This window comes from Nitrospira sp., assembly GCA_024760545.1.
GTDB lineage: Bacteria > Nitrospirota > Nitrospiria > Nitrospirales > Nitrospiraceae > Nitrospira_D.
Genome location: CP060501.1, coordinates 2,678,252 through 2,704,856 on the forward strand (window position 1 = coordinate 2,678,252; position 26,605 = coordinate 2,704,856).

The window sequence follows — 26,605 nt, forward strand, 5'->3', positions numbered from 1 at the left end:
TGAAAATCACGCTGCCCTATTCGTAGGTTGCACCGGAGTATCTTGAGAATGCTCGGCGATAAATCGCAGTATGCGCGAAGATGTTTCTTGGACATGCGGTGAAACGACGAGTTCTTCCGTTCGCCAGGCGGCGATTTCCAACGTCTCGCATCCTCCGCCCGCCAGGTCTCTCCACGCACGTCTGGTATCGTGCTCCATCACCCGGTTCGAAGCCACGACATTGAGTATGCGTCCGGAGTATGCGCGTATGGCATAGTGGGCGGCCGCATGGAACATTGCCTCCTCGATACGTTTGCCGAGCTGCTGTCTTCGTTCATTCCCAGTCGGCCCGTTGACAATGGACCATAGCGTCTCACATTTCCGTCGCACGACCGACAACCATTCGTTCATTGGTCTGCGCAGGAGGTCTCCAACAGTGCGCCAGGTCAGCCAGAGAACAGCCAGCGGCAATGGCAGTGGGCGAGGGTGCTCAGTTGCATCTGAGCGATACGAACTTGGGTGCCAGCTGTTCATAATAACCAGGGTAACCGACTCGCCTTGAGCCACCAATCGCTGGGCCATCTCATAGGCGACTAATCCGCCAATGCATGTGCCAACGATCGCATAGGGCCCTTTTGGGAAACACGTACGGATTTCAGCGACGTACTGTTTTGCCATCTCCGTCACAGAGTCAAACGGTTCCGCTTTTCCGTCGAAACCTCGGGCTTGAAAGCCGTACACCGGATGAGTCCGACTCAGTAACCTCGCCAACTGAGCGAACCACAACACATCCCCTCCGATACCCGGAATCAAAAAGACAGGGACAGACGACCCGTTGGGATGAATGGTGACCAGCGATTGCCATGGTGATGACGATTGTTCCTGGGCAAGGAGTGATGTGAGACTGGCGATAGTGGGTGCCTGAAACAATGTAGAAAGCGGAAGATGTCGGCCGTATACCTGTTCAATGAGATAGAAGAGCTGAGCGGCTTTAAGCGAATGACCGCCGAGATCGAAGAAGTTGTCGTGAAGGCCGACAGTGTTGATTCCGAATACCTGCTGCCACAAGGCAGCCATTTGTACATCTATTTGAGCGCTCGGTGCGACATAAACCGCATCACTTGAGAGGGTGGAGGCTGGGGCCGGTAAGGCTTTCCTGTCGACCTTGTTATTGGCCGTCAAAGGCATGGCGCTCAGAGAGATGAAAAGCGAGGGAACCATATATTCCGGAATCTCAGCCCGCAGAAACGAGCGAAGTTCCATCTGGTTTGGAGCAGAGCCATCCTGGAAGACCACATACGCCACTAACTGCTTATTACCATGCGGATCTTCCCGCGCCGTTACCACGGCCTGACGGACTGCTGGATGGCGGCTCAAGGCCGTTTCGATGTCGCCTAATTCGACCCTGAACCCTCTAATCTTGACCTGATGATCCAATCGTCCCAGATGCACGATGCGTCCATCGGCTCGATAACGAGCCAAATCTCCCGTTCGGTACAATTTCGCGAGGGAATCGGTTGAAAATGGATGATGGATGAACCGGTCCTGCGTCAACTCGGGCCGTCCACGATACCCTCTGGCTAACCCGTGGCCTCCGATATAGAGTTCCCCGGCAACCCCGATGGGAACCGGCTGGAGGAAGTGATCCAAGATATACACGTCTGTGTTGGCAATCGGCCGCCCAATGGTAATTTCCTGATCCGTGCGTTCTATTTTCTCGATCGTGGACCAAATCGTGGTTTCAGTCGGACCATACATATTCCACAGGGCGGAGCTGCGATCTCGCAACGACGTCGCAAGGTCTGGAGGAAGGGCTTCCCCTCCGCACAGCACCGTCAGTTTCTGACTGCCCAACCAACCCGCCTCGATCAACATTCGCCATGTTGCAGGGGTTGCTTGCATGATCGTCGGCTGGACGGCTTCGCAGAGGGCACGTAATTGCCTCCCGTCCATCGTCACCGCGCGATCGGCGATCTCGACACGGGCGCCGACCAGCAACGGGACATACAGCTCCAGCCCGGCAATATCGAAGGACAGTGTCGTGACGGATAACAGGATATCTTGAGTAGAACATCCCGGTTCTCGTCGTATCGAGCACAAGAAATTCAGAAGCGCCCGGTGAGGAACTTCCACCCCTTTGGGCTGTCCCGTCGATCCCGATGTGTAAAGAATATACGCGAGATCTTGAGGCGTCGCGATCGGGGGAAGATTATTGTCGACCTGTTGTGCGATCCGTTCCCACTCTCGATCGAGACACAGCACACGGCAGGTCCGGGCATCAAACCGATCGGATAGTTCTTCGGATGTAAGCAGGACCACGACCGATGCATCCTCTGTCATGAACCGAAGCCGATCCCGTGGATACTCAGGATCGAGCGGCACGTAGGTGCCACCGGCTTTGAGCACCCCCATCAGCGCAACGACCATCTCCAGCGATCGCTCAAGACCAATGCCGACCGTCACACCGGGGCGAACGCCCAGTGTTTGGAGATAGCGCGCCAGCTGATTCGCACGGGCATTAAGCTCACCGTACCGCAGCGCCTTCTGTCCCATCGACAAGGCGACGGCGTCGGGCGTCCTCTCGGCCTGGCATTCAAACAGCTGCGGGAAACATTCGGACTGCGGATAGTCTTGTTGCGTGCAGTTCCAGTCCTGCAACATCTGCTTGCGCTCGGGTTCCGTGAGCGTCGGAAGCTCGGAAAGCCTGGATTTGGGATTGCCCAAGGCGCTCTGAAGCAGGGCTTTGTATTGTCCCAACATACGCTCAGCGGTCTGAGGCTGAAAGAGATCGGTATTGAAGGTCAAATAAGCTTTGCGGGAGATCTCCGTATCGATTGTCAAGCTCAAATCGAATTGTGCGGCTTGCGTCTCCACTTCGAACGGCACCCAGCTCAAACCATGGACGTCGATCTCTCCGATGGGAGCGTTCGGCAGATTGAAGAGGACTTGCACCAGTGGGGCCGAGCTATGGTCGCGGGACGAGTGCATCGTCTCGACCAATTTATCGAACGGAAAGTCCTGATTGGCATAGGCGCCTAACGCCGTTTCGCGGACCTGCGCTACCAGTTCGACGAACGTCGGATCGCCGGAGAGATCGGTACGCAGCACCAGGGTGTTGACGAACGAACCGATGATCGATTCGACCGCAGATTGAGTCCGGTTGGCAATGGGAGACCCCACCGCGACATCGTGTTGTCCGGAATAGCGACTCAAAAGAACTTGAAAGCAGGCCAGCAGGGTCATGAACACCGTTGCATTGTGTTCCGCGCTGAATTGCTTCAGACGATCGATCAACGACGCGGGCCATTCAAGCATGCAATGTGAGCCGTTGAATGTTTGCGCCGCTGGCCGTGGGTAATCGGTCGGCAAGGAAAGCCTGGAAAGACCTGCCAGCTTCTTCTGCCAGTAATCTGCCTGGGCCCTGAGCCGATCGTCGGTGAGACAACGCCGCTGCCACACCGCATAGTCAGCATACTGAAGCGGGATCGGCTTTGCAGAGGGAATCTCTCCGCAGCAAAACGCATTGTAGAACACTGCAAACTCATGCCCGATGATTCCGAACGACCACTGATCACCGATAATATGATGCATCGTGAGCACCAGCACATGATCATCGGGCTCGATCGCAATCAATAGGAACCTCGCGAGCGGACCCTTCTCAAGATCGAACGGCTGGCTCGCCTCCTGCTCCACAAGCCGAGCCGCCTGCTGCTGTCGCTGCTCGTGGGGGAGCTGTGTCAGATCGACTTCGGTCCAATGAGGGGATTGAAAGGGACTAATGATCTGGACCGGCCCCTCACCCGTCATCACGAACGTCGTTCGAAAAGCTTCATGGCGTTTACAGATGGCATCGATCGTACTCCGGAGGGCCGATTTGTTGAGCCGTCCCATCTGCCGCGACGCGAACGGCATATTATAGGCCGTGCTCTCAGGGGCCAACCGATACATCAGCCACATCCGTTGCTGAGAATAGGAGAGAGGGAGCGGCCGATCTCTGGGAACCTGAATGATCGGTGGAAGCACGGAAACTTTCTGTTCCTGATCGCGTAAACGCGTCACGGCTTCGGCCAAGGCTTGGATAGTGGGTCGCTCAAAAAGCAGCGGGAGAGGGATGTCTACCTCAAAGAGCTCGCGTATGCGGGAGACGAGCTGAGTAGCCAACAGAGAGTGGCCTCCTCGTTCGAAGAAATTGTCCTGAATGCCGGCTTCCGGTACTGCAAGAACGGACTTCCACAGCTCAGCCAACGATTCTTCGACCTGATTCGTCGGAGCAATCTTGGCTGCGGTTTGGCCGGCTGAATCTTCGGGGGCGGGAAGAGCGCCGCGATTCACTTTTCCCGTCGCAGTGAGCGGCATCGCTTCCACCCACAGAATGACCGAGGGCACCATATAGTGCGGTAATCGCGAGAGGAGATAACTCCGAATCTGTTCGAGGCGTTCTTTGAGCGAATGCTGCCCGGTGACATAGGCGACCAACCGATGCTGGTCCGGTTTATCCTGTCGAAGCAGCACCGCCGTCTGATAGACGCCCGGGAAGTTGCTCAGCGCATATTCGACTTCGCCCAGTTCGATCCGATAGCCACGCAGCTTGACCTGCTGATCCATCCGTCCAAGAAACTCCACATTGCCGTCCTCGCGACACCGAGCCAGATCTCCGGTTCGGTACAGCCTGGAACCGGTCACGAAAGGATTTACGAGAAACCGCTCGTGGGTCAACAGAGGTTGGTTCACATACCCGCGGGCCAGGCCATCCCCTGCGACGTAGAGCTCGCCCGGCACCCCAACCGGCATCGGCTGCAGGCGCGTATCCAGGACATAGAGCTGCATCGTATCGATCGATTTTCCGATCGGCACACGGGCTCCTGTCTCCTCGCGAGTCGTTTGATACACGCTGCACCAGACGGTCGCTTCCGTCGGCCCATACTCGTTGAAGAGCGTCGCGTGGGGCAGGAATTGGTAGTGCCTTCTCACGAGTTCAATGGGAAGGCTCTCGCCGGCAGTCACGACGATGCGAAGAGATTCTAACTGAGCATTCACGGCCTCACCGAGCACGGCTTGATACAAGGAAGGCACCCACACAACATGCGAGATGCGGTGATGCGCGATAAGCGTGGCAAGCTCTGTCGGACTGCGATGGGCGGCCTCTGAAGGAATGATTAACTCCCCTCCCTCCATCAGTGTCCAAAAGATACCCGTCACGGACCCATCAAAGGCCAGGGAGAACGTCAGCAAGAACCGGGATACCTGTTCCCGATAATAAAGAAGTCTGGCATGAAGAGACGTCACTAGATTGCGGTGTGTTACCGCCACGCCTTTTGGCTGCCCGGTCGAACCGGAGGTGTACATGATATACGCGAGTTGATCTGGGGAGATTGAAACGGCGAGATTCTCGTCCTCTCCACGTACTGCGGATCGACCGATGGTCTCCAGGTCACAGATGTGGCCGGTATAACCTTGTAAATGGCTGCCAAGATGCCGCTGAGTCACGACGATAGAAATCTTCGCATCCTCCAGCATGAGCTGGAGGCGGTGACCGGGGAAGGATGGATCCAGGGGAACGTAGCCTCCCCCTGCTTTGAGAATGCCAAGGAGCCCCACAAGACCGTCTACCGAACGCTCGACACAAAGACCGACTGGAAGGTCGGCACGAACTCCCAACTTCTGTAAGGCGCGGGCCACTCGATTCGCTCGCCGGTTCAACTCTTGATAGCTGACGGACTGGTCCCCGCACGTGACCGCTGCTGCATGAGGAGTTCGCTCTACCTGTGCCTCGATGAGCGCATGGATACCGGAAGAACACGGAACGGGGGTTGTCGGCCGATTCCATTGGAGGAGCATCTGGCGGTGCTCTTCAGGCGTCAGCAATGAGAGTTCATCAAGACGGGCTTCAGGCCTCTTGATGAATTCCTCAAGAAGCGTCTCGATCTGTCCCAACATCCGATGGATCGTCGACTCATCAAAGATCGCGCGGTCGTAGAGAAACGCCAATTCCAATCCGTGCACCTTGTTGACCAACATCAGCACGAGGTCAAACTCCGACGCAGTCGGTTCCCAGGAGAGGTGGGATGCCTCAATATTTCTGACCTTAAACGTCGACAACGGGTCGTCTTCGCAGACAAGCATCACGTTAAAAAGCGGGGAAAGCTGTCTCTCGCGTTGTAATGACAGCGTCTCGATCACCTCTTCAAACGGGAGTTCCTGATGATCATAGGCATCCGCCACCACCCGGCGTATGTGTTTCAACAGACCGTGTCCCGTCAGTCCGTCGGAAAGTTGAGCCCGAAGCGCCACGGTATTGACGCAATACCCCATCATATCTTCGAGCTCTCTACGACGCCTGTCGGCCACCACCGAGCCGATCACGACGTCGGACTCCTGCGTGTAGCGATGTAGCCACGTCACAAAGACGGCATACAACACCATGAATCTGGTCGCACTCTGCCGTTGACAGAAGAGATCCAAGGCGCCTGCAAGTCCTGCTGAAAGCGGCCGTGACCGCACGGCTCCCTCAAACGTCCGCACCTTCGGCCGTGGACGGTCGGCAGGTAATTCAGCGGGCGGCCGGGCACCGCTCAACTGCCTGGTCCAATATTCGCGATGTACCTCGCGAAGGTCTTGATCAAGCCTGATTCGCTGCCAATCGGCAAAGTCTGTGTACTGAACGTGAGACTTGGACAGTCCCGCCCCTCGAGCGTCGCCCCCGGCTTCCCAGAGAAGGGCCAGTTCTTTACAAAAAATACGCAGAGACCAGCCGTCTGCGACGAGGCGGTGGAATGTCAGCGCCAGGACATGCACGTCCCGATCAAGCGCCAGCAGCGCCATCCTGAACAACGGTCCCCGTCTGAGATCAAAGGGTCGGCCGGCTTCCGTTCGTAGGAACTGCCGGACCTCGATTTCTCGCTCACTCTGGCTCAGGGTTTGGAAATCATGTCGTCCTATCGTGAGCTTCATATCGGAGCATACTTCCGCGTATCCCTCTCCTTTTTCCGATCCGAACCGAGTTCGAAGAATTTCGTGCCGGCGCATGATTTCCTGCACCGACTGCTCCAACACTTCGGGGCTGACGGGTCCTCGTATGCGCACACGCATGGAAATATGATTAATGGCGCTTTCCGGGTGGACCTGTTCCAAAAACCAAAGTCGCTGCTGCGAGGAGCTCAGTGGTATCCGGCCTTCTCTTGTTGAGCGCGGTAACAGCGATGTGAGAGGAGCCTGCATGCGGTCGCTGTCATCCGGGCCTCCACCTCCCTCCATGCCTGTGTGTGCCTGATTCAGACCGGCACTCATTTTAGTGATACGAGCGGCGAGATCGGAGAATGTCGGACATTCAAACACAACACTGAGAGGGAGTTGGGCATGAAACACGTCGACGATTCGCTCCACAACCTGCGCGGCCAGGAGAGAATTGCCTCCGGATGCAAAGAAGTTGGCATCACGACGCGGCGGAGGCCCTCCAAGCACTTCCTGCCAGATCTCCGCCAGCTGTTTCTCGACCGTCGTTTCAGGAATTCCGCCCAGCGCCCTACCGTTCTGAGCTTCGATCGTTGTGCTCAGCGTACTCGCTGCGACCACGGTAAGCTGACCGGCTTCAAACGAGGCTTTGCAGGCGTGCCGCTGAATTTTTCCGCTGGAGGTCCTTGAGATCGTTCCAGCCTTGATCAGCACAACACTGTGAATTTCCAGCTCATACTCGTCAGCCAACGCGCGACGGACACAGCTCATCACCTCGGTGATATCCGATTCGGACAGCTGCTTCTCAATCTCATGGACCAGCACCACCCACTCTCCGGTCTCCCCCTCGATCGAGAAGGCCGCCCCACATCCTTGCCGCAAGCCCGGGTGAGCCTGCCCGGCAGTCCACTCCAAATCATGAGGGTAATAGTTGCGTCCCCGCACGATGATCAGGTCTTTGAGGCGACCGGTCAGGAACAGCTCTCCGCGGTGGAGGAATCCAAGATCACCGGTCCGCAAATAGGGATCATCGCCTGATCCGGCCACGGTTGCTTTGAATGTGACGTTCGTTTCTTCCTGTTTCTCCCAGTAACCGGCGGCGATCCCAGAACCCGCGATCCACACCTCTCCTACCTCATCCGGCCGGCACTCCTTGTGGGTAGCAGGATGCACAATCTTGATGCACGTCTCTTCCAGGGGTTCTCCGCACCCGACCAGTGTCCGAATTGCTTTGTCCGACGCGGAGGACACTTTGATGATCGACTCCGTCAATGCCTCCGCCTCAACCTTCAAGAATGTCGGTTCCGCACCTACCCGCTTCATGGTCACCAGCAATGTGGCTTCAGCGAGCCCATATGCCGGCGCAAATGCGGTTCGCCGGAAGCCGCGCGGACCGAAGGTATTGGTAAACTGCTCAACCGTATCCGCATGGATGGGCTCCGCGCCGCAACTGGCGACCATCCATGTACTCAAATCAGCTTCCCATCTGTCTTGTTGCCGTACAGCCCGCAGACACGCCTCATAGGAAAAGTTCGGCCCGCCGCTATGAGTAATGGCAAATCGGGAGACCGCCTCAAGCCAACGCAGTGGCCGCCGCAGAAACGTGACGGGTGACATCAGGTAGGCGGGAATGCCGGCATAGAATGGGGCAATGATTCCGTGTAGCAGTCCATAGTCATGGAAGTAGGGTAACCAGCAGAGGGACCGGCTGTCGTCCGACACGGCTCCGGCCACGCTCAAGGCCTTGCAGTGGGCGAGCACATTGCCATGATCGACCATGACGCCGCGAGGAGTGGCCGTCGATCCCGAGGTATATTGCAGATAGGCAAGGGCCGTGCGTGTGGGTTGTGGCAATTCAACCGGATCGGCAGGATCGTAGGGTTGATCCGTCGCCATCCACGTGATCTGTCCGCCTGCCTTGGCAAGTGAGAACCCCGAAGACAAAGTCTCGATCTCTAAAGTTGTGAGCACCAGCGATACTTGGGCATCTTCGATAATAGCGCGAAGTCTTGGCAGACTATGCTTCCGTCTCACAGGATCGGGTGTAGGAGCAGGAACCGGAACGAGACCGGCTCGGACACATGCCCAAAACGCGCAGACGACGTCGAGCCCCTGTGGGTAGAGAAGAAGGGTTCGTGTTCCTGGTGGAACCTGGCATGCAAGCCGGTCGGCAAGCAGACGCACGGTGCGTTCAAGCTGGCTATAGGTCAGTTGATTCTCAAGCTGGAGGTTGCCACGAACAACGGCATAGGCAAGCGCATTCTGGTTGCTCCGGCAACGAAACTCAAAGAGATCAGCCAGATTGTAAACAGACGGAGGCGGAGGTTTTGACATCTATGAGAGTTGATAAGGAGAAGTATCTACTATCTTATTATCAGTCCACCAGATGCATAGCGTAGTGCGTTTAATCATAAGTTGAAAGAATTTCTGACATTCCCACACCCAGCAATTGATGGCTGGGGCATCCTGCGTCAGTAGGCCAAGATGCTCTGGGGTGTTTGTCGCCATTTTTGCTCCAATTTTTTCCGTGTCATCATAACAAATCATTCTAAGTTGGCAATAAATAAAGAGAAAGCTATCATGGGGCATTTGATGGAGATGGCACAGTGATCGCAGAGTTTTAGATTGAAAGGACAAGGATGCTTATCACCGGACGAATGATGGTATTTTGCGTTCTGCTGGCTGGCACGATCGGGCTGGGCTTCAGCAATGCTGGAGTGAAAGAGCTGGCTGTCATAGCGAAGGGCGGCGATCCAGTCAGTGGGCGCGAGATCTACGTGAACACCTGTATCCGTTGTCATGGTATCGAGGGGACTGGAGCGCCGGGTGTCCAACTTGTCCCACCTCCGGCAGACCTCACCTCGCCTGTCGTTCAAGAACGACTCGACGGCACCTTGTTCCGGCGCATTCATGACGGCAAACCGAACACTGCCATGGGTGCGTGGAAACACTCCCTCTCCGATGAAGAAATCTGGGATGTGTTGGCCTACGTGCGCGTGTTGGGCGCCGGGCAAAGCGGACAGCCATAAAGCTGAATCCAATGGCCTGGAACTGCCTCATACGGTATGCCACAGAGAAAGGGTTGGACAGAGGAGCCGTCCTCTCCAACACCCAACACGAAACAGGTGAGGTTCATTCATGAATAGACAGATGATCGCGGGTAGCACACTGCTTATTGCTTTGTGGATGACGATCAGTTGTACGCCGACCCCACGAGTGACAGGGGATCAGGAGTCGGTCGTTCCACACAATTCTGAGTTGCCGATGAACGCATTGTTTGCCCCACCTTCTCCTGAATCCATTCCCGGTGATCTGAGAGGAGAGCAAATTCGGCTGGGATACAAGATGGTGGTCGATACCCAGGAGTATGGGAAGCGGTATGTTGGGAATGCGCTCAACTGCACGAATTGTCATTTGGATGCTGGACTCAACCCAAATTCTGCGTCATTCGTCGGCATCAGCGCCCTCTATCCGCAGTATCGTGAGCGTGCGGGACGGCAGATGACCCTCGCGGAACGGATCAACGAGTGTTTCGAACGGAGCATGAACGGCAAGCCTCTTCCTTCCGACAGCGTGAAACTGACGGCTATTGTCGCGTATATCGAATGGCTCTCTCAGACGATGCCGCCCGGCAGCGCGGTGCCCTGGCGCGGAATCCCACGCATTACATCGACTCACCAGCCTGATTCTCTCAACGGCAAGAAGGTGTTCGAGCAGAAGTGTGTTTTCTGCCATGGCTCCGATGGACAAGGGACGATGGCAGCGCCACCTGTGTGGGGACCGCGTTCGTACAACATCGGGGCGGGCATGGCGAGGATCAGCGTGGCGGCCTCGTATATCAAAGCCAATATGCCGAGAGGCTGGGGGTGGACGGTCACGGACGATGAGGCGTTTGATGTCGCAGCCTATATTAATACGCAACCTCGGCCGGACTTTCCCGACAAGATCCATGATTGGCCGAAAGGTGGGAAGCCGGTTGATGTGCCGTACTGAGCGGTGCCCGAAGAATCGGGCGATCATGAGTTGTCGCTCAGTATGCTGTGTCTGTGGAGCACGACGAAACTTCCAGAGTCTGGGGCGACATGAAACTCACGGCGACCTTTCACGGCGGGACTCGGTACGATATCACAAGTGGAACGCATCGAGTCGTCACTGATCAACCGGCGGAAGACGGAGGTCAGGACGCCGGTATGAGCCCGGTCGAACTGTTCGTCGGCTCGCTAGCCGGTTGTGTAGGGTACTTCGTCGGACAATTCTGCGGGCGGCACGGCATTCCTCGCGAGGGGTTGAGCGTAGACGCGGAATGGACCATGGCCGAGGGGCCTCATCGCGTCGGTCGTATCGACATCGGCATTCATCTTCCCCATCGAATCACCGCAGAACAAAAAGAGCGGCTGCTAAAGGTGGCCCATGGTTGCACCGTTCACCAATCGATCGCGGTCACGCCGAATATCGCCATCCAGTTGAACCCCCATGCTCCTCTGAAAGGCAATGGATCGTAACAGGGGAATAGATCGAGGCGCGAGGGATACGCTAAAGCCTTGTAGACAGAAGGAGCGCATGATGAATCTGACGAGAAGGACGCAAGTGATTGGAATGGCGGTGACCCTGATCGTGTGGCTCGTATCGTTTCAGGATCCGTCTTTTGCGAGCGATCCCTCTCGCGCCAAGGATCTCATCCAACAGACCTGTGTGCAATGTCACCGGTTGGAAGGCACAGCCGACTCGCGATTCAATCTCCGAGCTCCTGATTTGATTTGGGCCGGCAGTAAATATCAACGGTCCTGGCTCATTCGCTGGCTGACCGGCAAGGAAGCCCCGATCTACGCCAAGGGGTATCGCTGGGACCAGACGGACGTTCCGTCCAAGCACCCAATGGTGACGGAGTCCGAGGCTGACGCAATCGCCGATTACTTTGCCGAACACAACAAAGATCCGCGAATCGCCATCGGAGCCTTTGATGTGTCGAAGGTCACCAAATTCGACGTCGCGTTCGGCGGAGCGGCCTACAAAGCCCATGCCTGCCTTGGCTGTCATACAATCGAAGAGAGCGGCCGCCTGATCGGAGGCCCGCAGAGTGCGGCTCTGCAGAAGTCCGGTCAGCGATACGACAAGGACTGGCTGTTTCGCTTCGGCCAGAATCCACAGGATTTCGTGCCGCACAGCGGCGAATTCCTGGCCGATGCGACGGAGCCTCAGCTGCGCGCCGTGATCGGCTATCTGATGGTCCAAGGGGTACCCGACTTCCAGTATTACGAGCCGTGGACGAGTCCTGAATTCGGAAGGGCCGACGCAGGGCGTGGCAAGGTGCTGTACAAGGAATACTGCGCCCAGTGTCACGGCTTGACCGGAAAAGGCGATGGTCCCGCTGCATCGGGTCTGGAGCCGAAACCGGCCATCCACGCCAACATGCCGTTCGAAAAACTGCCGATGGAGTATCTCTATAACGTAATCAACCATGGCGGGCCGGCCGTTGGAAAATCGCCGAACATGCCTTACTGGGGGTTGACCATCGGACAGCAAGGGGTGGCGGATGTGATCGCCTATTTGAAGGTGACCTTCAAGGGAGTGCCGGATGTCGCAGCCGTGCCGGGAGGAGGACAGGGCGGTACCTGCGCGCAACCACGCAAAACGGCCAAGGCTCCGGAAGACTTCCTCGCCAGGACGAATCCGCATCCCTCATCTGCGGGTGCAATCCAAGTTGGGAAAGAACTGTTTCTCAAAACGGCGCAGCCCGTTGCCTGTGTCATGTGTCATGGGGAACAAGGAGATGGGAAGGGGTTGATGGGTGCGGCTTTGGTGCCGCCGCCAAGGAATTTCACCTGCGGGATGATGATGCGAGAGATTTCGGATGGTCAGTTGTTCTGGATCATCAAGAATGGTTCGCCGGGCACCGGGATGATGGCCTTTCCCGGTTTGCCGGATGAGCAGGTGTGGCAGTTAGTTCACTACATCCGGAGTTTGGCAAAATGATCGAGAGCAACAGTTCGCCTGTGAGAGACCACAAACTATGAAGCAGCAGAGGGGTTGATAATGGCGACGTTTATTATCTCCGGCAGTCGAGGAACCGATGATCCCACGATGGCGACCTTGCCGTTCATGGCCGCCAAGACCGCAAGAGAACAAGGGCACGATGTAGTGCTGTGGTTGTGGAACGAGGCCGTCACCCTGGGGCGGAAAGGCGTGGGTGATCATGTGACGGGCGTCAACTTGACCCCGCTGAAAGAGTTGCTCGCCGCGGTACAGGCGGCGGGTGTGCCGATTTGGGTTTGCGGGGCCTGTGCCGTGGCCAGACAGATTGGTGGAGGGGACTTGGTGGGTGGCGCCTCTATCAAAGGTATGCCGGATTACATCAAAGCCGTCGCCGACCGCGATCGGAGCGTGGCATTCTGATTGGAGGTCGAAAGAGGGCCCGTAAGGCAACAGACGGCGATCAGCCGGCAAGCCATAAGACCGCAAAGATCGGGTGTTCATGAGCGCTCGCGAATCGATTGAATCCATTTGATCCGGTCTGTCTCTAAGAGTCAGTCGAATATGAAGGTATTTCTCGGTCTAGATAGGCTAGGCGAGGGATCCTCAAGCCAGGAGGGTTGTGCGATGAGAAAAAGACTGTTAGCCGTTGTCGCGATCGCTGTCGCTGGGTGTAGTGGGGTTGCCACCCAAAAAGCAGTGGGCGGGGAACCAACAAGTCCGGCCGTCGGATATGAGATTCATGTCCAGGCACCGCACATGATGGCGGATGGGACCCCGGGAGGCCCGTTTCATCATTATTGCAAGGGCATTTCCGACAAAATTCTTCAATGCCTTCTGTTCGAATCCACCGATCCCAAGGCACCTCTGGTCGGCGTCGAGTATTTTGTCGCCAAAGACCTGACCCGAAAGCTTCCCGCGATCCAGTGGCATCGGCACTTCCATGATCATAAGGTAGAAATTGCGACGGGGCGAGTCCAAGTCCTCGATATGCCCGCTGATCAGGCCGCTAAGGTGGCGGAAGTCGCAGCAGGGACAGACGGTGTGATCTATCATTTATGGCAGCATGGGCAGGAGTTCCCGGACGGCACCGTCAGTTTTCCCCAGTCCCTCGGACACAAGTTTCCGGGATATTCGGACAAGTAGGATCGTCGAAACGGGGCCGGCCGCGTCCTCAACGGACGGGGCTGGTTCCAGTCGATTGGCTGTCTTCGTAAGAGGTTGGAATAGCGATGAGTCCATATCTCCTGATCATGGTCATGGTGACAGCGGTTGGCTCACCGGGCATTCCGGTCTTTGGAGCCGATGAAGCCGTACTCAGACCACGAGTGCCCATCGACCAAATCGAGGAAGCCAGAACCTGGACCAATCCGCTTCCGGCGACGGAGGACACGATTGAGAAAGGGAAACGACTCTTCCATGGGAAAGCCTTCTGTGTGACCTGCCACGGGAAAGACGGCAAAGGATTTGGCGGCGACATCGAGCCGGGCACTCTGAAAGGTCCCTTGCCGCGAAACTTCACCGATAAGGAATGGCAAGTCGCTCGAACGGATGGGGAACTGTTCTGGATTCTGAAGAACGGCAGCAAGGGTACGGCGATGGCTCCCTTTGTGCCGCTCATCTTGACGGAGGAGGAAGCCTGGCAAGTGCTGCGATATGTGCGATCGTTCGCAGCGGAGGGGAAAACATCTGCCCACCAGCCCGATAACTGACTGGTCCGGCAGGAGAGCCGGCCCCGCTGGTTCGGGCTCAGCCGCGCGGGTTTGGTTCGACACTGTGCCACAACAGATGAGATGAATGGAGTCAGGTGATGCGGACAAAGATACTCATATTGCTGGTTGCAGTCGCGTCGCTCGCCGTTCCCGTCTTGGCGGCAGAACGGCACATGATGCAGCCGAGAGTGCCGGTCGATAAGCTGGCCGAAGCTCGTGCCCTCAAGAGTCCTTTGTCGAATTCTCCGGAAGTGATTGAGCAAGGCAAGGAGGTGTACAACGGCAAGGGCACCTGCTTTACCTGTCATGGAGTGGATGGAGACGGTAAAGGGCCGGCTGCTGCCAAGCTGAATCCCTTGCCCCGCAATTTCCAACACCATGGATTCTGGCGGCATCGCACCGAGGGCGAACTGTTCTGGGTCATTAAACACGGCTCTCCCGGTACGGCTATGATCGGATTCGGTCAGGTCTTGTCCGATGACGAGATTTGGGCTCTCATCCACTATGAACGCACGTTCGTCCGAAGACATGGACCAGGCATGAGGGGACGAAGAGGGGATATGGAAGCCGGCGGCATGGGCGGAATGGAAGGGATGGGGCATCAAGGACGGAAAGGCGAGATGGGGGAAGTGGAATGAACGACTGTGAAGGTGCGGTGTGCGAACGATGATCTTTACATGATCAGCAAGGGAGAAAAGGATTGAATCAATTTAGTTGTGACGGCTATTATGGCCTTATTGGAGTTTCGTGCTTTATGGAGCTATTGTGATGCAAGCATGTGCCGAGGGAAACGTTGCTCGGAGGGCTATATGAGTACAGGAACCACTGTGGGGATCGGGTTGGTGATTGGGATACTGTTGAGTGGTTGTTCTTCCTACCATACAGGGAAGCATGACACCAAGCTTCGAGCAAAAGCGGTGATTGCAGGACCCGGCATCACAGGTGAGGCCGACCTCTACGAAGAATACCAAGGGCGTGTGCGGATCAAGCTAAAAATCCAAGGTACGCCAGAGAGCAAACTGACCCCAGGTCTTCACGGCATCCATATTCATGAAGTTGGAAGCTGCGAGCCATTTTCAGCGGCCAAGGGGCACTACGACGGCAACATCGACCCGCAAGTGAACCCCGATGCGTCCGTCAATTCCGGTCTTGGTAACCATCCCTATCACCTCGGCGATCTCCAGAATCTGTCCGTTGATGAAAATCGAAAGGGGTCGCTCTATACCGTCACAAGCCGGGTTACCCTGGCCCCAGGGTTGACTACACTCTTTGATCAAGACGGAAGCGCGTTTGTCATACATGAGCTTCTAGACAAATACCTGCCCGATCCCCCGACAAAGGATGCGCCGGGTGGGGCGCGAATTGCCTGCGGCGTCATTGTGAAACAGTGATCGGCATCCGGAAGTCTGCGATACCCCTCTGTCATGCTCGCTGTGGCGAATAAACGATTCTGTTCTCCTATCGTTGTCGCCTTTTTCCCCACCTGACCATATGGCTCTGAGTAATCCTGCATCACATTGACACGGCTCCGTTGCGATGAAACCACCACATGCCGCTGTTTCGCTGTATTTTCGATCACATATGTCTTGAAGTGAGCCCGCGGCATCAGAATCGCACTCCACTTGTGTGAAGCCAATCTTAATAAGAAGACAGACTCTCAATCGATAGAGGAGCTGGCAAGGATCGGGGGAGAAGGAACGAGTTCAGGTTCTATCAACCATCATCGGGAGAAGCGTATGACTACATTATCCAGACCAGGGGTTCCTGTCGGAGGGTTTAAGACAGTGGGGCAGATACGTGCCACGAATGAGCTCGTATTTCGTCGTGATCAGAATGCGATGGGAGTAGCTGTCGAGCTGCTGGCTACTCATACACCGGGTGCGCCGGTCGTCGACGAACGAGGCGACTTCGTCGGCTTTATCAGCGAGTTCGATATTCTTCGGGCGCTGGAGGCAGGAAAGGATCTCAATCGTTTGACGGCTGCAGATGTGATGGCGAAGGAGCATATTGCGGTGACCGATGAGACGAGCATCGATGAAGCCGTGAAGCTGATGGAGGATAAGCGGCTCCTGAATCTCCCGGTGAAAAGAAACGGCAAGGTCGCCTACTCGATCACCCGCCATGATCTTTTGAGAGCCTGGATCGGGCTTGGAGTATCCATTGAAGATCAGGCTGGTTGAGGGAGCAGGCTCCCGTTGCGTTTGAGTCGAGGATTCTAGGCAGCGAGGGAGCCGAGTGAGGTTTTACCGGAGGTGATCGCGATGGCAATAATACAGAAGGCGGTTGTTGCGGTGGGATTCACGTGCTTGCTTCTGCTGCCATCTCTCCCCACCCGTGCCGACGAGGGGCATGGGGGGATGATGCATGGTGGTCATGATCTGGGAGAACAAGACGAACACAGTGCACATTATCTAAAACATCTGCTGAAACATGCCAAAGAGCTCGGGCTGACGACGGAACAAATCAGTAAGCTCAAGGCCATACAACTGGACTTCAAACGCTCAGAAGCCCGATTAGAAGCCGATGCCAAGGTGGCGAAACTTGAACTGCATGCACTCTTGGAAGATGAGCAGGCCGACCTCACCGCGATCCAAGCAAAAGTCGAACAGCTGAAAAAAGCGGAAGGAGCCTGTTTGCTCGCGGCGATCAAAAGCACACGCACCGCTATGGCCCTGTTGACTCCCGAACAGCGTGAAAAGGATCGCGCCCATTGGGATCACATGAAGAGCTCGGGTGAAGGACAACACAGTGGCGGAATGGAAGGGATGGGCCACGGTGGGATGATGGGAGGCCGAGGCGGAATGGGCGGCATGATGGGTGGTATGGGGGGAGGAGCGATGGGCGGCAGCGGGCATGGACAGAGCGGTGGGGATCATGGGAGTGGAGGATCCAGCGGAGGGCAGCAACACCAGCATTGAAAAATTGAGCACCGCTGTCCGTCTCAGAGCATGCATCTCGCTTGAATGTGAAACAGGAACGAGCGCAAGAAGAGAGGTCTGACGTATGTTCTCACGTATCGTGGTGAGCCTTGTCGGGATCGTATTGACTGCATCGTGGGCACTGGCTCAAAGCCATTCGGGAAATCTCAAGAACGGGGAAAGAATTTTCCAACAACACTGTGTCGGCTGTCACGGGACCGCCGGTGATGGGCTGGGGCCCGATATCAAGGAATTGATCGTTCCGCCTGTGAATTTTCGATCGGCGAAGTCGCGCACGAAGACCGATATGGAGCTCTATCTGTCGATCAAGCAGGGAGTCCTCTTCAGTCCGATGCACGGATGGGCGGATCGGTTGTCGGATCAGGAGATTCGAGATGTGCTGAACTACATTCGAAGCTTGGCTCCTTTCAATCCCGTCGGTTAGTTCGAAGCGTTACTGAGAGAGCGCAAATCATGCTATGTGGCCGGTCTATCCATTATATAAGAGGACGGCTCTCCTCCTCGGTGGTGGGCTACTTTGTGCTATGCTGGCAGCCGGTTGTGCCAAAGATGGGCGCCATCACGGAGAATCGCAACCGAATCCGTATCTGACGTCGGACACCAGGTATTCCATTCCATTGTCGTCATCAGCCGGGAAAGAACATCGCGCGGTGATGCTTCAGCACCTGGAAACGATTCAGGTGATCGTGAACGCGTTGGTTGACGAAGACTATGAATTGGCACAGGGCTTGACCGAATTGCATCTGAGCTTCTTTAAACATCGCCAGGCAATGGCGCATCAGGAGCCGGAGAAGTTTCCACCCGCCTACCATGATCTGGCCATGGCACATCACGAAGCAGCGGAGGAATTGGCGCGCGTGATTCCCAGCAAGGACTTGAAGAAAATTTTGCCGCCGTTCAACAACGTCTTGAAAGCATGCGTGGCGTGTCATTTGGAATACAAAGTCGGGGAACGTTGATCGTGTATGGGAGAACACAATGAGTGAGCAGACGACGATTACCGCATTTTATGCAGAGGATCACGACCGCCTGGATGAGTTGTTCAAGACCTTTCAAACATCGAAGCGATCGGATTTCGTCAAGGCCAAGGAAGCTTTCAAAGCGTTCAACGTCGGTCTTCAGCGGCATATGCTATGGGAAGAAGAGCTCCTTTTCCCGGTGTGGGAAGAGAACACCGGTATGATCGAGGACGGGCCGACGCCCGTGATGCGGCATGAGCATAGTCAGATCAAGCAGTTGCTTGGAGCGATTGACCAAAAGGTGGAAAAGCAGAATCTCGATACCGATCAGGAAGAGCAGGCGCTGCTCACCATATTGAGCTCTCATAACAGGAAGGAAGAGCGGGCCCTCTATCCCGCCATCGATCAAGTGACCAGCGAAGAGGAGCGTGCCGCAGTCTTCACCAACATGCAGAGTATCCCGGAAGACCGGTACAATGCTGGGTGTAGTCCACACTGACGGAAATCGAATAAAGGACGACGTCGCGTGGGATCCTTTCTCTCTCACCTCAACCTCAACAATGTGCTGGCCAGACTGATGGTTTCGTTCAGTCTGCTCGCCGTGAGCGGCCTGGGGATAGAAATGGTATCGCTATCCGATTACGCCTGGGCCGAACCCTCAGCCTCTCAATCGAGCGGGAAGTTGAAGGGTAATATCCTTCGGGGCCGTGAGATTTTCAACGGCAAGGGTGCCTGCTACTACTGTCATGGCATCGATGGGTATATCGGTAAGCCGCCTCGATTAGCGGCAGACACTGCCGCGCTCATTGCGAAACTGAATCCTCCTCCCACAGACTTGCGGAATCCCGAAGCGTTGCGACTGAAAACCAACCAAGAACGCTCTCGTGCTATCCGAGAAGGCCATCCCGGTACCGGTATGTTTCCCGATACCACCATGACCGATCAGGACCTCGCCGACACGCTGCTCTACCTCGCGCTGATCAGAAAAGACCCTCACCCGGAGCAATAGCCTCGGGACTTGACGAGAGAATACCGTCGATGAGGTCGTCATCGAGCCGATCGATGGCTTTCCCTTCTCCACCCATAATCTTGCGCCCACGATCCTGCATCTTTGGCTTCCCGGTAATGCGAAAACTGATTGCGGTCAAGTTCGCTGATTTCAGGAGCGGCTTCGGCAAGCTGCCCCCGACCCTCGATCCCTTGTAGCATTTCTTTTGCATTTCAGCAGGACAGCGGGGTGAGGGGGATGTGCAGGCCTCTAAGGATTTTGACTGGGACCCGTTACACGATCCACGCCGGGCGAGCCGACGCACTTGGTCGGCAAGGAGGCGGTCCATGAAACACAGGCGCATTATTGTTACCCGCTATGGGGGACCAGACGCACTTCAGATCATTGAAGAAGAGTGCCCCGAGCCGAAGCACGGTGAAGTGCGGGTGAAAGTGCTGGCTGCGGGGGTTTCCTTGCCCGACCTGATGATGCGGGAGGGCATCCATCCTGAGACGCCGCCGCTGCCCTTCACGCCAGGATGGGATCTAGTTGGTGTGGTGGATCGGCTCGGCGCGGGCGTCTCCGGACACGAATCTGGACAGATCGTGGCCGCGTTGCCGATCAGCGGCGCGTATGCGGAGTTCGTCTGCCTGCCACAAGGTGAACTGGTGCCGGTGCCCGCCGAGTTGGATGCAGCCGAGGCTGTCAGTCTTGTCCTGAACTACATCACGGCGTATCAGATGCTGCATCGCTCCGCGAAGGTGAGGCCAGGTCAGCGCGTGTTGATTCACGGCGCGGCAGGCGGAGTGGGCTCGGCGCTCTTACAGCTTGGGCGCCTCTCCGGGCTGAAGATGTACGGGACCTGTTCATCGCGAGGGGCGCCGGTCGTTTCCGAGCTCGGCGGTATCCCGATCGATTACGAGCATCAGGACTTCGTAAAGGAAATTCACAACCTCACGGGTGACGGCGTAGACGTCGTCTTTGACAGCCTTGGTGGCGCCCATATCTGGCGTTCCCGTAAGGCTCTTCGTGCGGGCGGCAGGGTTGTCGCCTATGGTCTCACTGGCTCGCTCCGCGGGGGCCGGTCCGCCTCAGCTCGTTCAGGTGGTCGCCATCGCTTTCGCGCGATCGCCATCTTTGGGTTGTACATTGCCGGCGGCTGGCTTCTCCCAGGCCGGAAACGAGTGGTCCCCTACAGCATCCAATGGCTCAAACGGCTCAAACCGGCCTTATTTCGACAGGACCTGATCGTCCTCTTCGACCTCCTTCAACAGCAGAAGATCAAGCCGCTCATCGCGCAGCGACTCCCTCTTGCCGAAGCAAGGCAAGCGCAAGAGTTACTGGGGAAGGGAGGCGTAACAGGTAAGATAGTCCTGGTAGACAACGGCTCATCCTCACCATCTTCATCTTCGTGATCGGAGTGACGACTGCCCCACCTCCATCATCAGCGGCGGCAATGGCAGGAAGCTCATTGGTCCCACTCGTGTGTGGTTTGCGCGCTGGTGGTCCGCTCGGAAAGTTGTCGAGGAAACTGCGGGCCTAACGCTTTGCGGATCGTGGTTCGACTCGGATTCTCGCATCCACAATCCGGCAGCCTCGGCCTGGCGGTAAGGCGAAGATCGGATTCAAGTCGAGTTCGCTGATCTCCGGAATTTCTTCAACAAGACGAGACACCCGCAGCAACGTTTCTTCCAAGGCTTCAAGATCGGCCGGCGGATGTCCCCGATAGCCCATGAGCAAGCGATAGCCTTTGATGCCTCTCACCATTTCAGCGGCATCGCGGTCGGTCAGGGGAGTGATGCGGAACTGGACATCACCAAGAATCTCGACATGAGTTCCACCGAGGCCGAACGCAATCAAGGGACCGAATACAGGGTCGTCGGTGACCCCAATCATCACCTGCACACCACTGGCCACCATCGATTGTACAAGCACCCCTTCCATGGCGCCGAGCTGGTTGGTCTCGGCGAGTCGCGTTCTGATCGACTCGAACGCTTTGCGAACCGCATCTTCATCCCTGAGATTCACTTGTACGCCGCCGATTTCTGTTTTATGGACGATCTGATATGAAGCCAGTTTGACGGCGACCGGATAGCCGGCTTGCTTTGCCAAGGCCGCCGCTTCGTCCGCTGTTCGAGCCACTCCGCCAGGTTGAATGGGCAGCCGCATCGCACACAGGACGTTTCGTGTTTCTTCGGTCGTCAACCAGCCGGCTCCGCGGCCTGAGAGCGCATCAGCACAGATCTTCCTTGCGCCAGAAAGATCCAGATCATCGAAGTCGGGAACCATACCAGGCCGCTGTTGCCGCCATTCCCTGTAAGACGACGCTTTGCTGAGCACGAGTGCAGGAGTCTCCGGCAAGTGGTAGGTTGGGATACTCTCCATTTGGCAGCTAAACATGCGGTCCATGTCCCCTTCTGCCATCCAACCGATGTGCACGGGCTTGGCGTTCGCGCCTACTTTCCTCCCATTTTCGATTCCGGTCAGGATGCCACGGGCGATGTCGGCAGTGTCCGTCAAGGTCACAGATATGTAAAGAACGATCAGCGCATCGATGTCATCCGCCGAAAGAAGAGTTTCAATGGCCCTGGCGTACTGATCCGGTGTGGCAGAAGCAATCAAATCGACGGGATTGCTCAGGGCGGCGGCCCCCGGGAGAAATGATGCAAGAGTTGCCTTGGTCTGGGCGGACAGTTCCGGAACCACCAACGCACTTGCTTCGCAGGCGTCGGTACAGAGAACGGCCGGCCCTCCTGCGTTCGTGATAATTCCTACCCGCCGTCCCAGTGGGAGGGGTTGATCTGATAGACCAACGGCCAGGGCCAACATTTCGTCGAGCGATTCTGCGCGAATGACGCCCGCTTGACGAAACAAGGCGTCGACGGCCACATCGCTGGCTGCGAGTGCCGCCGTGTGAGAACTTGCCGCGCGCCGCCCCGATGGTGATCGCCCTGCTTTGACCGCAATGATCGGTTTGCGACGGCTCACGCGCCGAGCGATGCGGGCGAATTTTCGGGGATTGCCGAGGGACTCTACGTAGAGGAGAATGACATTCGTGGATGGGTCTTCTTCCCAATATTGCAACAGATCATTGGTGGACACATCGGCCTTGTTCCCCACACTCACAAAGGACGAGATGCCCAAGTGAAACCGTCGTGCGCCGGCAAGGGTCGCAATCCCGATCGCGCCGCTTTGCGACGACATGGCAACATGGCCCCGAGGAGGAAACAGCGTGGTGAACGTGGCATTCAGTTGTATGTTGGGGGCTGTATTCAAGATTCCAAAACAATTAGGCCCGATCATGCGCATGCCGTGCTGCCGGACCTTCTCGACTAGCTGCTGCTGAAGAGCCGCTCCAGCCGGTCCCATTTCTGCAAATCCAGCCGTAATAATCACGCAGGCCCTGATCCTCTTTGCTGCGCACTCGTCGATTACGGACAAAACAGAGTCTCGAGGGACTGCGATGATAGCCAGATCGATGGGCTCCGGGATGGCTCGCACTGTCGGATACGTCGGGATTCCCTTAATTTCGGTCGCCTTCGAGTTGACCGGGTAGACGGTCCCTTGAAACCGGCACGCCGTTACGGCGTCGAGCAGTCGATAGCCGATCTTCTTCGGATCCCTCGAGGCACCGATGATGGTGACGGACTGGGGCTGGAAAAAAGGCCGGAGTGAAGCTGTTGTGGCAAGCCGTTCTCGGACCTCGGCTCGAGTGACGGTCGCTTCCGTGGGGATCAACGACAACTCCACTTCCATGTCTTCGCCTTCGTACGCTTCATGAGCCGTAAACCCCGATTCTCGGAAGACTTCGCGCATGGCCAGATTGTCGGCGTGAGTGACAGCCCACAGGCAAGTGAAGCTGTGTTGGATGGCGACTAAGGCAAGTCGTTCCAGCAGCAGCGTCCCCAGCCCTTTCCCATGGAACCCGTCGTCCACAGCCATGGCAACTTCCGCCGTCTGTCGGTCTCTCGCCCAGTAGGAGCCAGCGGCGATAATACGGGGCGTGCCGTTCCACGCTCTCGTCACGATCAGCGTGAATTGCGAATGTGGATCGGAGGAATTACACAAGGCGGCGATACTGTCCGAAGATGGAAGGCTTTCTGAGAAAAATCTGTGTCGTCTCGACTCAGGGGACAGCCGATCGACGAATTGTTGCATCATCGTTGTATCCGACGGTTCAGCCGGCCGGATCGCGGCGGTCGACCCATCACGCATGATGAGCGAGCCGGATTCAGTGTGCTCGGTCTCCAGAGGTGGAATGTAAAGAGGACGAACCGATCTCATCATTTGTGTATCTAAAGCGCCAGCCATTCAGGTTTCAATATCAAAAGGGTGCCCAGGCTTGCCATCACCGCTCCACCGGTCAGTTTCAACCACCGACCGGCCTGTTCCTGCAACTTTCTGCGACTCAACGTGACCACCGCAATCGTCACCATGACACTATCATCAAGAATGTAGGCTAGGTTATACAACCCGAGGTAACCATAGTATTCCCAAGTCGGCAACTGATGCATCGTGAGGATCTGTGTATAGAGTGAAGGGAATCCGGCGGTACAGAGCAGCTCGACCATGTTAACGAGGGCGGCGAGCATGACGATTCCCACCATGGCTCCAGCGAGGTTCTCGGCTTGGAGTATCCCTCTGACCCTGGCGTAAAAGCCGGGCTTGGCGGATTCGGGAATACTCAGCGAGATTCCGCGATGGAGGGCAAAGAAGTCTTTGACATGAATCGCTCCCATGAACAAGGCCAGGCCTCCCAGCGCGATCTGAACGCCGTGCGAGAGACCGATCAGAAGAAACATATTCAGCCAGGCCGCCATGAAGGCAAAATAGATCACGCCGCTGACGAGGACGAACGTTCCGGCCATGAGGGCCATTTTTCGCCGATCTTGGAGGTTGACGAGTAACGACAACAGAAAAAGCAGGACCCACATTGCGCAGGGATTGAATCCGTCCAGCAACCCGATAGCGATGGTGAACAGCGGAAGGCCGAGGTTCTTCACTCGAAGCTCGCCGAACCACGCGGTCTTGATACCTTCGGCCACCACCGGTGCGGCCCCATCTTGTGTGCGGCGGTCAAGCCTGGCGCGGATCTCTGCTCCGGTCGTGTCGGCCGAGCGGAACCCGATCACCAGTTCCTTGTCAAGCAGAAAGGCAGGGACGGCGAAGTGGGCTATGCCCCGCTCAACGGCCAGTGACGCAAGCCGTTGCCGTGCTGCTGAGTCTTCTTCGATGTCGTAAACGACAATCCGAAGCAATGGTCGCTCGCGCCGCAGTTCGCCGAGGAAGACCTTCGCGGCTTCGCAGTGAGGACAGCCGGCACGAACAAAGACTTCGAGATCAGGGACCGGTTCATCGGCTGAGATCGGTACCCCGCTTCCTAGTACGAACACGAGGAGGAAAAAGCAGCTGCCGACCGTGTTGAGGTACCGTCCTATGCCTTGTTGAGAATGGAACACAACGTCTCACTGTTTGACCACGTCAAATGGATCCAAGCTTCTAAGATACGACGGCACATCCAAGGTCCGCGATCTGTCACTGTCCCGCGGAATCCGTGATGAACGAGACCTCGTTAGAAAGTGTGATGAGCGTCTGCAATCGTTCCGACGAGAACGTGAAGAATAGTCTGAGTGAAGGTAAGGCAGGAGGAGTTCTCACACATGCTTGCCGGACAGCTGCTCCACACAACCATTGAGTGTGCCATACTTCGGATAGTCAGCTTCCGCGATCTCCACACCAAAGGTTTTGTGGATCATGATGACGAAATTCAAGAAGTCCATCGAATCGATGTCCAGCTGATCACGGAGGCTGATATCCGGCTTCACAACGGACAGATCCGCCTCCGGCGCGATCTCGCTAAGCAGACGAAGGACTGTCTGTCTGATTTCGTCCGGCGTGAGCGGCTTGCTCATAGCTGTCCGGGCTCCTGCAACAATCGATCGACGGCCGAAAGAAACACCCCTCCTCGGTGGCCATCGGTCACGCGATGGTCTGCAGAGAGGCTTGCCGTTACCACTGGTCTCGAGACCACCTGCCCCTCGACAATCCACGGGCGTTCCACAGCTTTTCCGAAACCCACTAGGGCGACCTGCGGTGGATAGATGACCCCGAACACCGTCTCTACTCCCTGCTCGCCGAGGCTCGTGACCGTGATCGTCGGATCGGAGAATTCCGAACTCCGTAAGGTGCCGGCACGGGCCCGTTTCACCAGGTCTTGAAACTGTGTCATCAACTCGCCAAGACTCAGCTTGTCAGTATGGTGAATGGCCGGCGCGACGAGGCCGCCTTGCCGCAGAGACACCGCCACACCCACATGGATGTCCGGGCTTTGAACGACCCCACCTTCTTTCCAAAGGGCGTTCAATTCCGGTACCTGCCGAAGCGCCAAGGCCACGGCCTTAATCAACAAGACACCATAGAGGAGGCGATCCGTCACCGGGCGTTTGAGGTTTTCTTCCTTGAGCCAGGTCATGGCTCGCCCCATGTCGATGATGGTGCTCAGATAATAATGGGGAATCTCTCGTTTCGATCGAGCCATGGCGGCGGCGATGGTCTCTCGCATCCGTGTCCGGCGGTCGATTGCTACGGCAGGTGGTTCGTTTGGCGGCACTGCTGCGGCAGCGCGGACATCGTCGAGGGTGACGGCGCCACCAGGGCCGGTGCCTTTCAGGGCCGAAGGATCAACACGAAGTTCTGCCGCGAGCTGTTTGGCAGCTGGTGAGATGCGCAATCGGCCTGACTCAGGCCGTGAGGGGATGACCCCTTCACGTACTGAGGAACGCGGTGACTCCTTCACGGGCTTGGCGTCGGCCTTCGCTTCTACCGGACCCCCTGGTTTCCCTTCTTCGCGAATGATGGCCATGACCGTGCCGACAGGAACCTTTTCGCCGGGCTCTGTGATGAGCGCTTGAATGATGCCGGTATAGAACGACTCGATTTCGATAGCGGACTTTTCTGTATCCACTTCGGCAATGATCTCGCCTTTGGTCACCCGGTCGCCGACCTTCTTCTTCCATTCGACCAACGTGCCCTCGGTCATGTCTGAGCCCAACGTCGGCATCACAAAGTCAGCCATGGTTAGGACCTATGACGAGCGACGAGAGGCGA

At 56.6% G+C, this 26,605-nt stretch carries 22 protein-coding genes; 16 read left to right on the forward strand and 6 right to left on the reverse strand.

What is annotated here, in order from left to right; genetic code table 11:
- Window positions 1–6: 6 nt before the first annotated feature.
- Window positions 7–9,264 (reverse strand): amino acid adenylation domain-containing protein, encoded by a 9,258-nt coding sequence (locus tag H8K03_12585; GenBank protein UVT18660.1) that lies wholly within the window; start codon window positions 9,262–9,264, stop codon window positions 7–9.
- Between the two features lie 305 nt (window positions 9,265–9,569).
- On the opposite strand from H8K03_12585, the gene H8K03_12590 reads away from it, so the two are divergent.
- The 15 genes from H8K03_12590 (at window position 9,570) to H8K03_12660 (ending at window position 19,519) form a co-directional block, all read left to right on the forward strand.
- Window positions 9,570–9,959, forward strand: a complete 390-nt coding sequence (locus tag H8K03_12590; protein UVT18661.1) for a cytochrome c — start codon at window positions 9,570–9,572, stop codon at window positions 9,957–9,959.
- Between the two features lie 109 nt (window positions 9,960–10,068).
- Window positions 10,069–10,923, forward strand: coding sequence for a c-type cytochrome (locus H8K03_12595; GenBank protein UVT18662.1), 855 nt, complete (start codon window positions 10,069–10,071; stop codon window positions 10,921–10,923).
- 89 nt (window positions 10,924–11,012) lie between these two features.
- Window positions 11,013–11,432 carry an OsmC family protein gene (locus H8K03_12600; GenBank protein ID UVT18663.1) on the forward strand — a complete coding sequence of 140 codons (420 nt, stop codon included), beginning with the start codon at window positions 11,013–11,015 and terminating at the stop codon, window positions 11,430–11,432.
- Window positions 11,433–11,490: 58 nt separating this feature from the next.
- Window positions 11,491–12,903 carry a c-type cytochrome gene (locus H8K03_12605; protein ID UVT18664.1) on the forward strand — a complete coding sequence of 471 codons (1,413 nt, stop codon included), beginning with the start codon at window positions 11,491–11,493 and terminating at the stop codon, window positions 12,901–12,903.
- A gap of 60 nt (window positions 12,904–12,963) precedes the next feature.
- Window positions 12,964–13,323, forward strand: a complete 360-nt coding sequence (locus H8K03_12610; protein UVT18665.1) for a DsrE family protein — start codon at window positions 12,964–12,966, stop codon at window positions 13,321–13,323.
- Window positions 13,324–13,527: 204 nt separating this feature from the next.
- Window positions 13,528–14,046 (forward strand): DUF1264 domain-containing protein, encoded by a 519-nt coding sequence (locus tag H8K03_12615; GenBank protein ID UVT18666.1) that lies wholly within the window; start codon window positions 13,528–13,530, stop codon window positions 14,044–14,046.
- 86 nt (window positions 14,047–14,132) lie between these two features.
- On the forward strand, window positions 14,133–14,612 hold the full coding sequence (locus tag H8K03_12620) for a cytochrome c (GenBank protein ID UVT18667.1): 480 nt from the start codon (window positions 14,133–14,135) through the stop codon (window positions 14,610–14,612).
- A 98-nt stretch (window positions 14,613–14,710) separates the two neighbouring features.
- Complete coding sequence (locus H8K03_12625) at window positions 14,711–15,250, forward strand: cytochrome c (protein ID UVT18668.1); 540 nt, start codon at window positions 14,711–14,713, stop codon at window positions 15,248–15,250.
- A 171-nt stretch (window positions 15,251–15,421) separates the two neighbouring features.
- Complete coding sequence (locus H8K03_12630; GenBank protein ID UVT18669.1) at window positions 15,422–16,003, forward strand: superoxide dismutase family protein; 582 nt, start codon at window positions 15,422–15,424, stop codon at window positions 16,001–16,003.
- Between the two features lie 345 nt (window positions 16,004–16,348).
- Window positions 16,349–16,792, forward strand: a complete 444-nt coding sequence (locus H8K03_12635) for a CBS domain-containing protein (protein UVT18670.1) — start codon at window positions 16,349–16,351, stop codon at window positions 16,790–16,792.
- 81 nt (window positions 16,793–16,873) lie between these two features.
- Window positions 16,874–17,530, forward strand: a complete 657-nt coding sequence (locus tag H8K03_12640; protein ID UVT18671.1) for a hypothetical protein — start codon at window positions 16,874–16,876, stop codon at window positions 17,528–17,530.
- 85 nt (window positions 17,531–17,615) lie between these two features.
- On the forward strand, window positions 17,616–17,975 hold the full coding sequence (locus H8K03_12645) for a cytochrome c (GenBank protein UVT18672.1): 360 nt from the start codon (window positions 17,616–17,618) through the stop codon (window positions 17,973–17,975).
- Window positions 17,976–18,075: 100 nt separating this feature from the next.
- Window positions 18,076–18,510 carry a cytochrome c gene (locus H8K03_12650; protein ID UVT18673.1) on the forward strand — a complete coding sequence of 145 codons (435 nt, stop codon included), beginning with the start codon at window positions 18,076–18,078 and terminating at the stop codon, window positions 18,508–18,510.
- A gap of 19 nt (window positions 18,511–18,529) precedes the next feature.
- The gene (locus H8K03_12655) at window positions 18,530–19,009 is read left to right on the forward strand and encodes a hemerythrin domain-containing protein (protein UVT18674.1); all 480 of its coding nucleotides are present in this window, start codon (window positions 18,530–18,532) and stop codon (window positions 19,007–19,009) included.
- Window positions 19,010–19,036: 27 nt separating this feature from the next.
- On the forward strand, window positions 19,037–19,519 hold the full coding sequence (locus tag H8K03_12660; GenBank protein UVT18675.1) for a hypothetical protein: 483 nt from the start codon (window positions 19,037–19,039) through the stop codon (window positions 19,517–19,519).
- Here the strand turns inward: H8K03_12660 and H8K03_12665 are convergent.
- A complete protein-coding gene (locus tag H8K03_12665) occupies window positions 19,491–19,847 on the reverse strand; it encodes a hypothetical protein (protein UVT18676.1) in 357 nt (118 codons plus the stop codon). The two genes, H8K03_12660 and H8K03_12665, sit on opposite strands and share 29 nt — an antisense overlap.
- On the opposite strand from H8K03_12665, the gene H8K03_12670 reads away from it, so the two are divergent.
- On the forward strand, window positions 19,846–20,913 hold the full coding sequence (locus tag H8K03_12670) for a zinc-binding dehydrogenase (protein ID UVT18677.1): 1,068 nt from the start codon (window positions 19,846–19,848) through the stop codon (window positions 20,911–20,913). The genes H8K03_12665 and H8K03_12670 overlap by 2 nt on opposite strands.
- Before the next feature lie 124 nt (window positions 20,914–21,037).
- Here H8K03_12670 and H8K03_12675 read toward each other — a convergent pair whose 3' ends face one another.
- The 4 genes from H8K03_12675 to H8K03_12690 form a co-directional block, all read right to left on the reverse strand.
- Window positions 21,038–23,782 carry a GNAT family N-acetyltransferase gene (locus H8K03_12675; protein ID UVT22469.1) on the reverse strand — a complete coding sequence of 915 codons (2,745 nt, stop codon included), beginning with the start codon at window positions 23,780–23,782 and terminating at the stop codon, window positions 21,038–21,040.
- A gap of 11 nt (window positions 23,783–23,793) precedes the next feature.
- Window positions 23,794–24,936 carry an NrdH-redoxin gene (locus tag H8K03_12680; protein UVT22470.1) on the reverse strand — a complete coding sequence of 381 codons (1,143 nt, stop codon included), beginning with the start codon at window positions 24,934–24,936 and terminating at the stop codon, window positions 23,794–23,796.
- Window positions 24,937–25,152: 216 nt separating this feature from the next.
- A complete protein-coding gene (locus H8K03_12685) occupies window positions 25,153–25,410 on the reverse strand; it encodes an acyl carrier protein (protein ID UVT18678.1) in 258 nt (85 codons plus the stop codon).
- A complete protein-coding gene (locus H8K03_12690; protein ID UVT18679.1) occupies window positions 25,407–26,573 on the reverse strand; it encodes a 2-oxo acid dehydrogenase subunit E2 in 1,167 nt (388 codons plus the stop codon). The genes H8K03_12685 and H8K03_12690 overlap by 4 nt, the downstream gene beginning before the upstream one ends.
- Window positions 26,574–26,605 lie beyond the last annotated feature (32 nt).